14 protein-coding genes and 3 tRNA genes are annotated in these 13,764 nt (G+C 71.5%); 11 read left to right on the top strand and 6 right to left on the bottom strand.

Annotated elements, in window-relative coordinates; all coding sequences use genetic code 11:
- Positions 1–95 precede the first annotated feature (95 nt).
- The 3 genes from tadA to VLJ82_RS17685 are packed head-to-tail and all read right to left on the bottom strand — an operon-like array spanning position 96 to position 1,563.
- Positions 96–575 carry a tRNA adenosine(34) deaminase TadA gene (gene tadA / locus VLJ82_RS17675; protein ID WP_408664680.1) on the bottom strand — a complete coding sequence of 160 codons (480 nt, stop codon included), beginning with the start codon at positions 573–575 and terminating at the stop codon, positions 96–98.
- Complete coding sequence (locus VLJ82_RS17680; RefSeq protein WP_408664681.1) at positions 572–1,081, bottom strand: tRNA adenosine deaminase-associated protein; 510 nt, start codon at positions 1,079–1,081, stop codon at positions 572–574. The genes tadA and VLJ82_RS17680 overlap by 4 nt, the downstream gene beginning before the upstream one ends.
- A complete protein-coding gene (locus VLJ82_RS17685; RefSeq protein ID WP_408664682.1) occupies positions 1,078–1,563 on the bottom strand; it encodes a tRNA adenosine deaminase-associated protein in 486 nt (161 codons plus the stop codon). The genes VLJ82_RS17680 and VLJ82_RS17685 overlap by 4 nt, the downstream gene beginning before the upstream one ends.
- 254 nt (positions 1,564–1,817) lie before the next feature.
- On the opposite strand from VLJ82_RS17685, the gene VLJ82_RS17690 reads away from it, so the two are divergent.
- The 10 genes from VLJ82_RS17690 to VLJ82_RS17735 all read left to right on the top strand — a co-directional run bounded on the left by VLJ82_RS17690 (position 1,818) and on the right by VLJ82_RS17735 (position 10,037).
- A complete protein-coding gene (locus tag VLJ82_RS17690) occupies positions 1,818–2,795 on the top strand; it encodes a prephenate dehydrogenase/arogenate dehydrogenase family protein (protein WP_408664683.1) in 978 nt (325 codons plus the stop codon).
- A gap of 28 nt (positions 2,796–2,823) precedes the next feature.
- Positions 2,824–3,774: an asparaginase gene (locus VLJ82_RS17695; protein WP_408664684.1), complete on the top strand. Its 951-nt coding sequence runs from the start codon at positions 2,824–2,826 to the stop codon at positions 3,772–3,774.
- Positions 3,775–3,820: 46 nt separating this feature from the next.
- Positions 3,821–6,250: an amino acid permease gene (locus VLJ82_RS17700; RefSeq protein WP_408664685.1), complete on the top strand. Its 2,430-nt coding sequence runs from the start codon at positions 3,821–3,823 to the stop codon at positions 6,248–6,250.
- A 95-nt stretch (positions 6,251–6,345) separates the two neighbouring features.
- Positions 6,346–6,993 (top strand): TetR/AcrR family transcriptional regulator, encoded by a 648-nt coding sequence (locus VLJ82_RS17705; protein WP_408664692.1) that lies wholly within the window; start codon positions 6,346–6,348, stop codon positions 6,991–6,993.
- A gap of 24 nt (positions 6,994–7,017) precedes the next feature.
- Positions 7,018–7,090, top strand: a tRNA-Glu gene (locus tag VLJ82_RS17710).
- A gap of 122 nt (positions 7,091–7,212) precedes the next feature.
- Positions 7,213–7,286: transfer RNA gene (locus VLJ82_RS17715), tRNA-Asp, on the top strand.
- Between the two features lie 130 nt (positions 7,287–7,416).
- Complete coding sequence (locus VLJ82_RS17720) at positions 7,417–8,133, top strand: sirohydrochlorin chelatase (RefSeq protein WP_408664686.1); 717 nt, start codon at positions 7,417–7,419, stop codon at positions 8,131–8,133.
- A 37-nt stretch (positions 8,134–8,170) separates the two neighbouring features.
- Positions 8,171–8,247 (top strand) — tRNA-Phe (locus VLJ82_RS17725).
- Between the two features lie 210 nt (positions 8,248–8,457).
- Complete coding sequence (locus tag VLJ82_RS17730) at positions 8,458–9,438, top strand: DNA adenine methylase (RefSeq protein ID WP_408664693.1); 981 nt, start codon at positions 8,458–8,460, stop codon at positions 9,436–9,438.
- A gap of 197 nt (positions 9,439–9,635) precedes the next feature.
- Positions 9,636–10,037, top strand: a complete 402-nt coding sequence (locus tag VLJ82_RS17735; RefSeq protein WP_408664687.1) for an SgcJ/EcaC family oxidoreductase — start codon at positions 9,636–9,638, stop codon at positions 10,035–10,037.
- A gap of 57 nt (positions 10,038–10,094) precedes the next feature.
- On the opposite strand, the gene VLJ82_RS17740 is transcribed toward VLJ82_RS17735, so the two are convergent.
- From VLJ82_RS17740 to VLJ82_RS17750, 3 genes are all read right to left on the bottom strand, one after another.
- Positions 10,095–11,054: an RNA polymerase subunit sigma-70 gene (locus tag VLJ82_RS17740; RefSeq protein WP_408664688.1), complete on the bottom strand. Its 960-nt coding sequence runs from the start codon at positions 11,052–11,054 to the stop codon at positions 10,095–10,097.
- Positions 11,055–11,172: 118 nt separating this feature from the next.
- Positions 11,173–12,015 (bottom strand): hypothetical protein, encoded by an 843-nt coding sequence (locus VLJ82_RS17745; RefSeq protein WP_408664689.1) that lies wholly within the window; start codon positions 12,013–12,015, stop codon positions 11,173–11,175.
- 91 nt (positions 12,016–12,106) lie between these two features.
- Entirely contained in the window at positions 12,107–13,000 is an 894-nt protein-coding gene (locus VLJ82_RS17750; RefSeq protein ID WP_408664690.1) for a hypothetical protein, read from the bottom strand.
- Positions 13,001–13,160: 160 nt separating this feature from the next.
- Here VLJ82_RS17750 and VLJ82_RS17755 point away from each other — a divergent pair.
- Positions 13,161–13,764: alanine--tRNA ligase-related protein (locus tag VLJ82_RS17755; RefSeq protein WP_408664691.1), on the top strand; the 604-nt coding region annotated here is incomplete at its 3' end.

Raw genomic sequence — 13,764 nt, forward strand, 5'->3', positions numbered from 1 at the left:
CGGTGGGATTTGAACCCACGGAGGCTTTCACCTCACACGCTTTCGAGGCGTGCTCCTTCGGCCGCTCGGACACGCCACCGCCGACGACAATACCGTCACCGGCGCTCGGCGAAGAACCGGGTCAGCAACGCGCCGCACTCGCCGGCCCGGACACCGGCCAGCACCTCGGGACGGTGGTTGAGCCGCCGGTCGCGCACCACGTCCCACAGCGAGCCGACCGCACCCGCCTTGTCGTCCCAGGCGCCGAAGACCAGCCGGCGGACCCGGGCCAGCACCAGGGCACCGGCGCACATGGTGCACGGCTCCAGGGTGACCACCAGGGTGCAGCCGGTCAGCTGCCAGTCCCCCAGCACCTCGCCGGCCCGGCGCAGCGCCAGCACCTCCGCGTGCGCGGTCGGGTCGGCGCTGCGCTCGCGCAGGTTGTGCCCGGTCGCCAGCAGCTCGCCGGTGGCCGAGAGCACCACCGCGCCCACCGGCACCTCGCCGGCCGCCAGCGCCGCGGCGGCCTCCGCCAGGGCAAGGCCCATCGCGTCGTGGACGCCGGCAACCGCGGCAGCCTCCGGCGGCCGGCTCACCCGCGAAGAGCCTCGAATTCGCCCAGGCAGCCCAGCCGCTCGCACACCGTCTCGATCAGGTCCGCCGGCAGGGTGCCCTCGTGCACCGCCAGCTCGATCAGCTCGGTGGCCGGCATCCCAAGGTCGGCCAGCAGCTGCGGATCCCCGAACGGGGCGGCGTCGTGCGCGCCCGCCGGGGCGTCCTCGTCGCCGTCCAGCGGGTCGCCGCCCACCTCGTCCAGCCCGTCGGCGAACAGCTGGGCGAGCGGGTAGTCGTCGGCGGCGTGCCCGTTGGACAGGAACACCCGGATCGGCTCGGCCGCCTGGTCGGCCGCGGCATCCAGCCTGGCCAGCACCGCGTACTCGTCGTCCTGCTCCACGGCCAGCAGCCGGACCGGCTGGTCGAAGTCGCGCAGCACGTCGCTGACGTCGTCGATCGACTCGCAGCCGTCCAGGTCGACCTCTTCCAGCAACCAGCCGGGCCGGGCCCGGCCCTTGCCCAGCAGCGCCAGCGCGACGTAGCTCACCGGGCCACCTGCCCGGCCGAGCGGGCTCTGCGGAATTCGTCCTCCAACCCGATCCGCTGGATCACCAGGTCGAGCATGTCCTCGGGATAGGCATCCAGGTCGTCAAGAATGGATTCCATCTCGTCCTCACCGAGTTCCAAGTCACTGAACAGATCCAGCTCGCCGATCGGCCACACCTCGTCCAGCTCGTCGTCCTCGGGCGGGTCCTCCCCCAGCCGGGTGAGCACCTGGGCCGCCAGCGGGAACTCCACCGAGGCGGTCAGGTCCGACAGCAGCAGGTCGATCCGGGCACCGTGCGAGCGGGCGATCAGGAAGAACTCGTCGTCGACGCTGGCGATCACGAACGGCCCACCCTCCGGTGGCTGGCTGCGCAGCGCCGACAGCAGCACGCTCAGGTCGTCCAGCACGGCCGAGGGCAGCGCGTCGCAGCGCCAGACGCCGCCCTCGCGGAATGCCGCTACCGCGTAACTGCCTCGTCCCATGACCCAGCCCCTCCGCCCGCCTGTTTCGAAACGGTGTCGAGCCGATTGATACAGCGATACTGACGTGCAGATCCTGGCACGGATCGGTGGCGCAACAAAGCCCAACCCAGCCCTGGGATGCCACTGCGCCGGCCGTCGCGCAGATCACCCGGGCCGCCGGCTTCGTTCCTATCGGGTGTCGGCCCGGCATCGGAACGGTCACGCTGCGCTACCAACCGTAAGTACCCCGGCGCTGGCGGCTATACGTTCGAAGAGTGCCGGATTCCTTCGAGAGCATCGCCGTTCTGGGCCTGGGCCTGATCGGCGGCTCGATCGTGCAAGCGCTCGCCCACGGCGGGTACCGGGTGACCGGTTACGACCCCGACCCGATCGAGGCGGCGGCTGCCCGGGGTACCGGCTACACCGTCGCGGCCAGCGCCGCCGAAGCCGTGGCCGGAGCCGACCTGGTGGTGCTGGCCATGCCGCTGCCGGCCCTGGACGGTGCGCTGGCCGCCATCGAGAAGCAACTCGCCCCCGGCACCGTGGTCACCGACGTCGGCACCCTGAAGGAACCGGTGCTGCGGGCGGTACGCAGCCGGCTGCCCGGCGTCCGGTTCGTCGGCGGCCACCCGCTGGCCGGCACCGAGCGCTCCGGCTTCCTGGCCGGCCACCCGCTGCTGTTCCGGGACGCGCCGTGGGCACTGGTGCTGGAACCGGACACCGACCTGCAGGCCTGGCTGTCGCTGGCGGTGCTGCTGTGCGACCTGGGCGCCAAGCCGGTGCCCACCACGGCGGCCGAGCAGGACGCCGCGGTCGCCCGGATGATCGGGTTACCGCACGTGCTGGCCGAGGCGCTGGCCCTGACCGGCTTGCACGGCGGTCAGCTGGGGCTGTCGCTGGCCGCCGGCTCCTACACCTCCGGCAGCCGGGTGGCCCGTACCCGGCCCGAGCTGGTGGCGACCTGGTGCGACGGCAACCCGGCCCTGGTCGGCGCGCTCGACGACGCCATCGCCACGCTCACCGCCTGCCGGGACACCCTGGCCGAGGGCGGCTCGGTGCGGACGCTGGCCGAGGCCGGTTACCGGGCCCGGATGCAGTGGGAGGACCGCGAGTTCGGCCCGGTCGACCTGCCCGCCGACCCCGAGAGGCTGCGCCAGCACGGACGTGACGGCGGCTGGATCACCGCGGTGGTCGAGAAGGACGGGCCGGGTCTGGGCGAGCTGCGGCTGCTGGGCATGCGCCCGGTGCGGTGACGGCCGGGGCATCGGACACAATCGTGGCGTGATCCGACTTCGCGGCGGGGTGCCGCTCATCGAGCTGGAACGCAGTGGCGTGGTGGAGTCGGTGCACACCGGCCACCTGCTGGTGCTGGCCGGCGACGGCAGCGTCCGGTTCGCCGCCGGCGAGCCGGACCAGCCGATCTTCGCCCGGTCCTCGCTCAAGCCACTGCAGGCGGCCGGCCTGCTGCGCGCCGGCACCGACCTCGGGCCCGCGGAACTGGCACTGGCGGCCTCCTCGCACTCGGGCTCCCCGCAGCACCAGCAGCTGATCGCCGACGAGCTGCGGGCGGCCGGCCTCTCCGAGGACGACCTGGAGTGCCCGCCCGACCTGCCGCTCGGCGAGGTCGAGCGGCGTGCCCACCTGATGGCCGGCCGGGCCGAGACCAGGCTGGCGATGAACTGCTCGGGCAAGCACGCCGGGATGCTGCTGGCCTGCCTGCGCAACGGCTGGCCGGTCTCGGGCTACCTGGCGCCGTCCCATCCGCTGCAGCAGCTGCTGGCCGCCACCGTGGCCGAGCTGACCGGCGGGCCCATTCCGGTGACCGGGGTGGACGGCTGCGGCGCGCCGCTGTTCGCCACCACTCTGACGGGCCTGGCCCGGTCCTTCACCCGGATCGCCACCGGCCGGGCGGAGCTGCGCCGGGTGGCCGAGGCGCTGCGCGCCCATCCCGACCTGGTGGGCGGCACCGGCCGGGCGGCCACCCGGCTGATGCAGGCGGTGCCGGGGCTGATCGCCAAGGACGGCGCGGAGGGGGTGTTCGCCGCCGCCCTGCCCGACGGCGGCGCGGTGGCGGTGAAGATCGACGACGGCGCCGCCCGGGCGGCCGACCTCGCCGTGGTGGCCGGCCTGCGGCAGCTGGGGGTGCCGGCGGCCGCCCTGGACGAGCTGGCCAGCGCGCCGGTGCTCGGCGGCGGCCGGCCGGTGGGGGTGCTGCGGCCGGTGGTCGGCTGACCACGCTGCCTGCGGAACGTCAGAAGAACGTCGTAGCCTTCCACCCATGACCTCCGTCCAGCCGCCTCGAACCGATCAGGCAGCGGCGCCCGCGCTGGCTGCCAGCGTCTCGGTTCCCGAACGGCTGGGCTACCGGATCAAGCGGGTGCTGCTCGGCCCGCCGCTGGTGTCGGCGCAGCTGCACGAGGAGAAGCTGTCGAAGAAGACCGCACTCGGGGTGCTGTCCTCGGACTGCATCTCCTCCTCGGCCTACGGCACCGAAGAGATGCTGATCGTGCTGCTCGGCGTGTTCGGGCTGGCCGGCTTCCACATCCTGGCGCCGATGACGGCGGTCATCCTGGTGATCCTGATCCTGATGACCCTGTCCTACCGCGAGGTGGTCATGGTCTACACCCGGGCCGGCGGCAGCTACGTCGTCTGCCGGGAGAACTTCGGCTACCGCACCGCCCAGATCGCGGCGGTGGCGCTGCTGATCGACTACATCGTCACGGTGGCGGTGCAGGTGGCCGCCGCGGTGGCCGCCATCACCTCCACCGTGCACGAGCTGAGCCAGTACCGGGTCGAGCTCTGCATCGTGGTCATTCTGCTGCTGGCCTACGGCAACCTGCGCGGCATCCGGGAGGCCGGCAAGGCGTTCGCCTTCCCCACCTACTTCTTCTTCAGCTCGGTGACGATCGTGATCATCATCGGCATCGTGCGCGAGATTGTCGGCGACCTGCCCAAGTACGGGATGGAGCGGGTGGTCGGCGGGGAGCACCAGCTGCCGATCCACGACGAGGGGCACGCGATCTTCTCCTCGCTGGCGATCTTCTACCTGCTCAAGGCCTTCGCCAACGGCGGCGCGTCGCTGACCGGGCTGGAGGCGATCTCCGACGGGGTCAGCGCGTTCAAGGCGCCGCCCGGGCCGAACGCCCGCCGCACCCTGGGCATCATGTCGGCGATGCTGGGGTTCCTGGTCTGCGGCGTCGGGTGGCTGTCGATGCAGACGCACGCCGCCCCGTTCGAGGGCGGCACCCCGACCGTCATCTCGCAGGTGGCCCGGGCCGCGTTCGGCAACGGGGCGTTCGGCGACCTCGGGTTCGTCATCGTCCAGATCGCCACCGCGCTGATCCTGGTGACAGGGGCGAACACCCCGTTCACCGGCTTTCCGTTCCTGGCCAACTTCGTGGCAGAGGACTCCTTCCTGCCGCGGCAGCTGACCCGGCGCGGCCACCGGCTGGCCTTCTCCAACGGCATCTTCATCCTCACCCTGCTGTCGATCCTGCTGCTGATCGTGGGCAAGGCCAACGTCGACAAGCTGGTGCCGTTCTACTCGCTCGGGGTGTTCACCGGCTTCACCCTGGCCGGTTTCGGGATGGCGAAATACCACACCATCCACAAGCAACCGGGCTGGAAGCAGAAGTGGTGGATCAACGCCTCGGGCGGGGGCCTGTCGCTGACCATCGTGCTGATCACCGCCGTGGTGAAGTTCACCGAGGGCGCCTGGCTGGTGCTGGTGCTGGCACCGATCATGTGGTTCACGCTGATGCGGCTCAACCAGCAGTACCGCGACGAGGCCCGGGCGCTGAACCTGGTGACCAACGCGCTCGGCAAGGGCGCGGCGCTGCCGCACTACCCCCGCCACATCGTGCTGGTGCTGGTCGACCGGCTGGACCTGGCCGTGGTCCGGGGGCTGCGGTATGCCGGCAGCCTGCGTCCCACCGAGCTGCGCGCGGTGCACATCTCCCTCGACGGCGACCGGGCCGCGGAGCTGGAGCGGTCCTGGATCGAGCGCGGCCTCGGCGACCGGGTGCCGCTCGAGGTCGTCGAGTGCCCGGACCGCCGGCTGGTCCGGGCGGTGGCCGAGACGGCGCTGAATGCGGTGGTGGGCGAGCGGGCCGAGGTCACCGTGCTGCTGCCCCGCCGGACCTTCAAGCGGGTCTCCCAGCGCATCCTGCACGACCGCACCGCCGACCGGATCGCGGCCGCGATGGCCAAGCTGCCGCACGTGTCGGCGACCATCGTGCCGTTCGACACCACGCTGAACGAGGCGCAGGAGCAGGAGCTGGAGCGCCAGCGCGCCAAGGTCAAGGCCCGGGCCGCGCTCGGCGCCGAGCCCGGCTCGCCCGACGGCTCGCCGGCGGTCGACGCGACCGGCTCGCCGGACGGGACCGGCCCGGCCGACGGGGCCGCTGAGATCGAGCCGGACGAGAACGGCGTGCTGCCGATCGCGGCGGTCCGGTGGAAGCAGCGGGTCACCATCGAGGGCCGGATCAAGATCGTGCAGGTGGGCACCACCGCTGGCAAGTCGCTGGAGGCCCAGGTCTTCGACGCCACCGGCGGGATGCGGCTGCTGTTCTTCGGCCGTACCCGGATCCCGGGCATCGAACCCGGGTCGAAGGTGCGGGTGACCGGCACGGTCGGCGAGTACAAGGGCCACCTGGCGCTGGCCAATCCGCGCTACGAGCTGCTCTCGTCCGAGGCCAAGGCCCGTTGACCCGGCCGCTGTCCCAGCGGGGGCCGCAGCCCGCCGCGACCCCGGCGCCGGCCGGTTCTGCCGGCCCCGCCGGCCCCGCGGCCAAGCCGCAGCGGATGCGGGGCAACCGTCCCGCCTACACCACCGAGTCATTGCTGGACGTGGCGGTCACGGTGTTCACCAGCCGCGGGTACGAGGGCACCTCGATGGAGGACCTGGCCGCTGCGGCCGGGCTGAGCAAGTCCTCGATCTACCACCACGTGCAGGGCAAGGAGCAGCTGCTGGGCCTGGCCCTGGACCGCGCGCTGGACGGCCTGTTCGCGGTGCTGACCCTGCCCGGCGCGACCACCGGGCCGGCGGTGGACCGGCTGACCTGCGTCATCCGCAGCACCGTCGGGGTGCTGCTCGACGAGCTGCCCTACGTCACGCTGCTGCTGCGAGTGCGGGGCAACAGCCCCACCGAGCTCGCCGCGCTGGCCCGCCGGCGCGAGTTCGACCAGCTGGTGGCCAACCTGGTGCTGCAGGCCCAGCGGCACGGCGACGTGGACCCCGGGCTGGATGCCGCCGTCGCCACCCGGTTGATCTTCGGCATGATCAACTCGCTGACCGAGTGGTACCGCCCGGGCCGGGTGGACCAGCTGGACCTGCCCGAGACGGTGGTGCAGCTGGTGCTGACCGGCCCGGATGCTGCACGGATCAAGGCGGATGGGAGCCGGGCGGCGCCACCGGCAACCCGGTGCCGGGCCGGCGGGATCGCTGGCTAGACTGGAACGGCTGTTCTTCTCTCCGCCCCTATCGTCTAGTGGCCTAGGACGCCGCCCTTTCACGGCGGTAGCACGGGTTCGAATCCCGTTGGGGGTACGCAGCAGGCACCGTCCGACCGGGCCCTCCGGTCAAGGTAGTATCGTTCTGCAGGTTGGCCGGGCATCGTCGCCGGCCAGTCAGTGAAATACAGGTCTGGCACACCAGTGCATGACTGTCCAGGCCCCGTAGCGCAGCTGGTTAGCGCGCCGCCCTGTCACGGCGGAGGTCGCGGGTTCAAGTCCCGTCGGGGTCGCACATCAGGTCCGGTTTCCTCTTCGAAGAGGGAGCCGGATTTCTGTTTCTCCGGACAGCTCCACTCCTCTCTGGCGGGGCCATGCTTCTCCGGAGGGCCCCACGCCAGGAGCCGGTTTAGGCTGACCCGGGTGAGCGAGCACCCGGCACCTGCGCTGGTCGCGGTGGCACATGGCACCCGCGACCCGGCCGGGATCGACGAGATCGGCCGGCTGGTCGAGCTGGTCCGGCAGGCCCGTCCGGAAGCCGCGGTGCGGCTGTGCTGGCTGGAGCTGGCCGAGCCGCTGCTGCCGGAGGTGCTGGCCGGGCACCCCGGCCCGGCGGTGGTGGTGCCGCTGCTGCTGTCCACCGGCTACCACGTCAAGACCGACATCGCCGCGGCGGTGGCCGGCCGGCCGCAGACCGCGGTGGCCGGCCAGCTCGGCCCGGATCCGCGGATCGCCGCGGCGGTGCTGGACCGGCTGCGCGAGGCCGGTGGCCCGCCGCCGGCCGGCGTGGCCCTGGTCGGCTCCGGGTCCAGCGATCCGGAGGCCGCCGAGAACCTGGCAGTGGCCGCCGCCCAGCTGGAGCAGCAGGCCGGCTGCCCGGTCTACCCGCGGTTCCTGACCGATCCGCGGTGGCACGACGGCCTGCCGGCGGGGATCGCGGTGGCCAGCTACCTGCTGGCGCCGGGATACTTCGCCGCCCGGCTGGCCGACCTGGCCCGGACCGAGCTGGGTGCGGACCGGGTCAGCGGGCCGATCGGAGCCCACCCGAACCTGGTCGAGGTGATCTGGGACCGGTACGCCGCGGCGGCCCGGACGCTGCGGCCGGATATCCGTGCCGGCCGGCCGGACCCGCTCGGGTAGACTTCCCTCCGCTCGCAGTTGCAGCACGCGGGTGCACGGCCAGGTAGCTCAGTTGGTACGAGCGACCGCCTGAAAAGCGGTAGGTCGGCAGTTCGATCCTGCCCCTGGCCACCAGCTGGCGCATCCCACGGCAGGTCACATCCCTGCGCAACCATGCGGCCGAACTTGCAACCGAATCCGGAGCGGCACCTCCCCCGCCCGGGATCTCCCGGATAGGGTCCGGCCCGTGAGCAGACCGGCGTGACCGCGCTCCCCGCCAGCACCCCGGGACCCGACGTGCTGCCCGCCCTCGCCCGCGCCAACCGGTTCCCCCGGCTGCGCTACATGGGTTCGAAGTACAAGCTGCTTCCGCACCTCGCCGCCGCCTTCGCCGAGGTGGGCGGCAGCACCGCGCTGGACGCGTTCAGCGGCTCCGGGGTGGTCTCCTACCTGCTCAAGGCGCAGGGCTACCAGGTCACCAGCAACGACTTCCTGCAGTTCCCCGCCGCGATCACCCGCGCCACCGTGGTCAACCACGCCACCCGGCTCAGCGGCGCCGACATCGACCGGATCTGCGGCCGGCCGGCGGACCGGCAGCACACCTTCATCCGCGACACCTACACCGGCGTCTTCTTCGACGACGACGACCTCCGCTTCCTGGACTCGGCCTGGTCGCACATCGACCGGATGACCGGGCACAAGCGCGCCCTCGCCATCGCCACCCTGGCGCTGTCGGCGGCCCGCAAGCAGCCGCGCGGGGTGTTCACCTTCACCGGCAGCCGCTACGACGACGGCCGCCGCGACCTGCGCATCCCGATCCGCCAGCACTTCCGCGAGCGGGCGGCAGACTACAACGCGGTGGTGTTCAGCAACGGGCAGCGCAACCGTTCCCTCAATCTCGACATCGCCGATCTCGACCCGGCCGGTTACGACGTCGTCTACCTCGACCCGCCGTACGCACCGCCCACCGACGACGCCGACTACATCAAGCGGTACCACTTCCTGGAAGGGCTGTCGTGCTACTGGCGCGGGCAGCCGATCATGCACGACACCGTGACGAAGAAGATCGCCAAGAAGTTCACCCCGTTCGCCTACAAAAACCGCATCGTCGACGCGCTGCGGGCGACGTTCGAACAGTTCTCCGAGAGCGCCATCGTGCTGTCCTACAGCTCGAACGCGCTGCCCGAGGCCGACGTCATCCGGGAGCTGCTGCTCGGGGTGAAGGAGGACGTCGAGGTGCGCCGCATCGACCATCGCTACCACTTCGGCACCCACAGCGCGGCCGAGCGCCGCAACGTCGACGAGTACATCTTCATCGCCCGCTGAGGCCACGTCCCACCCTGGACGAGTACCTGGCGTCGGCGCGGCAGCTCACCCCGCACGTCGACCGTGCAGCCGACCGCGGCGTCGGAGACGATCAGGTCTGCCGTCGCGAGCTGATACCCGGCCCGACCGATGAGTTCCGGACGGCTCGAACGTAGGTACTGGTGACCGTTACCCGACACCACGGATTGGACCGGCTGATGACCAGCACCACGGACACCTCCAGCGACGTCGCCGGAGTTCAGGACACCCTGGACCAGGTCTACCAGGCCTGGGCCGACAACGACGGGGCCGCCTTCGCCGAGCTCTACGCCGACGACGCGACGGTGGTGCTGCCGGGCACCTACTACCAGGGCAAGAAGGCCGTCGCCCAGCACATGGGCTCGGGATTCGCCGGGCCGCTCAAAGGATCCCGGGGCATCGACGAGCCGCTGTCCATCCGGATCCTCGGGGACACCGCCATCGTGGTGAGCAGGGCCGGCATCCTGATGGCCGGCGAGGACTCGCTGCCTGCCGAGCGGGAGCGCTACGCCACCTGGGTGCTGACCAGGCGGGCCGACCGCTGGCTGGTGGCGGCCTACGCAAACGCCCCGGCGCACTGATCTCCTCGACGCCGTCGGCACGTTCTCGGGGGCGTGCCGGCGGCGCCGTGCTCCGTCTCAGCCCGCTGGCAGGACCGGCGCCAGGTCGAAGCTGCGCAGTACCCGCGGGTCGGCGAACACGTCGTTGCGCCGGACCCGGCCGCCGACGATCTCGAGAACCTGCAGGGTATGCAGGTGGAATTCCGAGTCCGGTCCCCGGGAGTAGGCGGCGAAGGCCGGTTGGCCGTTCGCCTCGGTACGCACCGTGCGCCACGACGATCCACGCTGGCTGAACACCCGTTCCATAAACGCCCGGTAGTTCGGCACGCCGCGGTACCACAGGTCCACCGGCGGCATCTCGAGCAGAACGTCGTCGCTGAGCAGCTTCACGATGCCGGCCACATCACCCCGTTCGAAGGCCCGGACGTACTCGTCGATGATCGCCGGCACGTTCGCCGGACCGGTGAGCGCCTCGTCGACTATCGACTCCTGCCCCAGCCGCTCGCGGGCCCGCTGCAAGGCACTGTTGGCCGCGGCCACCGTGGTCTGCAGCACGCCGGCCGTCTCTTCGGCGGTGAACGCGAGCACGTCCCGAAGGATCAGCACCGCTCGTTGCTTGGGCGGCATCGTCTGGAACGCGGCGACCAGCGCCAGCCGCAGGCTTGACTGCGCCTCCAGGACCACCGCGGGGTCCGCGGCATAGCCGGCGGCCGGGATGGGTTCCAGCCACGGGATCTCCCAGGACGGGGCCAGTGGCGCCAGGGCATCCTCAGACGCCGGGCCGAGACCGGCCGGCAACGCCCGCCGTGGCCGGCTGCGGAGGGCGTCCAGGCAGAGGTTGGTGGCGATCCGGTACAGCCAGGTCCGCCAGGAGGCCCGCCGCTCGTCGAAGTCCGCGCGGCTGCGCCAGGCCCGCAGCAGGCATTCCTGGACAAGGTCCTCCGCCTCGGAGTAGCTGCCGACCATCCGGTAGCAGTGCGCGAGCAGTTCGGCACGGTGCCGAGCGAGCCCGAGTTCCAGGTTCTGTTCGGTGGTCACGGCAAGCATTCTTCCGCTGCCGGTGCGTCCGGTCGCTCTTGGACAGCTACCGGCTGGGAGCGGCCTACCGGCTGAGCGCGGCCTACCGGCTGAGCGCGGCCTACCGGCTGGGCGCGGCCTACCGGCTGGGCGCGGCGACCGTCCGGGCGCGGGCCTCCATCCGGACGTAGAGCAGCATCGCGGCCACCGTGGTGCCGACGAACCCGGCGGCGAACAGCCAGGTCAGCGGGTTGCCGGAATCGAACTCCCGGTACGCCCGCACTCCGGCGATCAGGATCAGCACCAGCATCACGCAGGCGACCTGCAGCAGCACCCGGGCCGCGCTCCAGCGCCGCTCCCGGGCCGCACCTAGGCCGGCGAGGCCGAGGGCGAAGATCGCGCCGAGCATCCGCGCGGTCAGCGGTGTCAGCTGCCACGGCCAGAAACTGATCGCTTGGTGCGGAAAGAGGTAGAGGTAAGCACTCATCGCCAGCGACAGGGCACCCGCGACCACGATGGAGCCGGCGGCAACCGGCGGCAGCAGCACATCGTTCCCGCCGGTGCTCGGCGGGTACTCCCGCTGGTTGCGGACGAAGGCGGCGAACACCAGGAACGGCGTGCTGAAGTACAGCCCGACCCATAGCCAGAACGCCAGGTTGCCGTGCAGGAACCGGCCCCAGTGCAGGATCGTCGTGATGCCCATCAGGCTGGCGAAGGTGCCGACCGGCAGGAAGCCGCCGGCGACCGTGTGCCACTGCCGGGCCCGCACCACGCGGAGGAAGAAGTAGGCGCCGCCGAGGTACACCGCGCCGAGCACCATCGCCGACATGCTGGGCTTGATCTGCCACGCGAACAGCCGCTTGGTGTCGCTGGGCCACGGGTACAGCACCGCGTAGGCCAGCACCAGGAACGGGATGATGACGGCGGCGAGCACCCGGGTCGGCGACAGGACCCGGTCGGTGCGCGGTTGCGACCCCGCCATGACCAGCAGACGGTACTCGCGATCCGTTCCGCTGTCGCTGCCTATCGGCGCAGCCCGCGGCGCATCCCGACAAACGATCCGTTTCGGCGAGTCAGGAGCTGGTGACCGAGACCGGAGCGCCGTCCGCGGTGAGCAGTACCCGGCCACCGAGCGGCGCGGCCAGTTGCACCGTGACCGTCCGTCGGTAACCCATGGCCTCGCACGCCACCACCACATCGCCTTCCGGCTGCGGTTCAGCCTGCTGCTTTCCCACCTGCCGCACCTCGATCACCACCGCCGTGGCGGACTCCTTCGCGCTGGCGGCGTACTGGGCGCCGCAGGGCCCCGGATTGTCCGGGCCGCCGGTGAAGTCGTAGGACACCGTCCGGCCATCCGGCTGCAGGGCCGCACCGAGGGAGTTCGGGTTCTGCGCCCAGTCCGGCTGGTAGGGCCACAGTGCCGGAGAGTCGACGGCCAGCACCCACGCCGGATCGCGGACCCCGTCGATGCCGAACCGCCAGGCCGGCAGCCGGCGCAGGCCGCGGTCGGTGCCGAACTCGACCCGGCCCAGCGTGGCCGAGACGATCCGAAGCCGGGTGGTCGAGGTGCTGTCGGGCCAGGCGGTGGCACGCAACCGGTCGACCGCCTCCCTGGCCGGCACCACGGGGTAGCCGTCCACGGTCGCCGGCCCTGCCGGCAGCGTCACTGCCACGTCGAAGGCACCGGCGCCGTAGGCGTCCTTGTCCCCGCTGCCGGTGAATCCCGAGGACGGATCGCGCACCAGGCCGTAGACCAGCACCAGTGGCCTGGGGTCGGCATCGGCCGGGAAGGAGCGCCAGCGGGCCAGCGCGGCGGCCGGCTCGCCGCGCGGTGTCACCACCTCGCCTGCTCCGGTCCGGCCGGACCCGCAGCCGGCCAGCGGAAGGGCGAGCGCGGCCAGCAGTGTCGCCAGCAGCATCCGGTAGCCGGACCTGCCCCTGGTCCCCGACGCCGGCCTGCGAGCCATGGTCACCTCCGTTGTCAGCAAGAAGACGCCGACCGGGGACGATCCGTTGCATACCGCCGGATTCGTTGCCCACCCGTGACCCGTGCGGCCCGAATGGAAAGCACTGGCTGCGATCCGAGACAATGGAAATCGAAGACCACTCCATCCGACAGGGAGAGCCGTGAAAACCGCCGAGGTACGCCAGCGCTTCGTGGATCATTTCGTCCGCCACGGGCACGAGCTGGTCCCGGCCGCACCGCTGCCCTTCGACGATCCCAACCTGCTGTTCGTCAACGCCGGCATGGTGCAGTTCGTGCCCTACTTCACCGGCCAGCTCGAGCCGCCGTGGCCGCGCGCCACCAGCGTGCAGAAGTGCGTGCGCACCCTCGACATCGAGGAGGTGGGCAAGACCACCCGGCACGGCACGTTCTTCCAGATGAACGGCAACTTCAGCTTCGGCGACTACTTCAAGGAAGAAGCGATCCGGATGGCCTGGGAGCTGTCCACCAGCTCCGTGGCCGACGGCGGCTACGGCCTGGACGGCGACCGGATCTGGGCCACGGTCTACCTCGACGACGACGAGGCGATCGACATCTGGCACCGCTCGATCGGGCTACCGATGGATCGCATCGTGCGGCGCGGCAAGGCGGACAACTTCTGGTCGATGGGCATTCCCGGGCCGTGCGGTCCGTGCAGCGAGCTGTACATCGACCGCGGTCCCGACTACGGAGCCGAAGGCGGCCCGGAGGTCGACGAGGACCGGTACATGGAGTTCTGGAACCTCG

This window comes from Jatrophihabitans sp. (assembly GCF_035474675.1).
Classification (GTDB): Bacteria; Actinomycetota; Actinomycetes; order Mycobacteriales; family Jatrophihabitantaceae; genus Jatrophihabitans_A.

Coding starts and splice junctions, on each gene's coding strand:
- VLJ82_RS17750 (WP_408664690.1), bottom strand. CDS start 13,000: ATGGCTCGCAGGCCGGCGTCGGGGACCAGGGGCAGGTCCGGCTACCGG.
- VLJ82_RS17745 (WP_408664689.1), bottom strand. CDS start 12,015: ATGGCGGGGTCGCAACCGCGCACCGACCGGGTCCTGTCGCCGACCCGG.
- VLJ82_RS17730 (WP_408664693.1), top strand. CDS start 8,458: ATGGGTTCGAAGTACAAGCTGCTTCCGCACCTCGCCGCCGCCTTCGCC.
- VLJ82_RS17735 (WP_408664687.1), top strand. CDS start 9,636: ATGACCAGCACCACGGACACCTCCAGCGACGTCGCCGGAGTTCAGGAC.
- VLJ82_RS17700 (WP_408664685.1), top strand. CDS start 3,821: ATGACCTCCGTCCAGCCGCCTCGAACCGATCAGGCAGCGGCGCCCGCG.
- VLJ82_RS17705 (WP_408664692.1), top strand. CDS start 6,346: ATGCGGGGCAACCGTCCCGCCTACACCACCGAGTCATTGCTGGACGTG.
- VLJ82_RS17685 (WP_408664682.1), bottom strand. CDS start 1,563: ATGGGACGAGGCAGTTACGCGGTAGCGGCATTCCGCGAGGGCGGCGTC.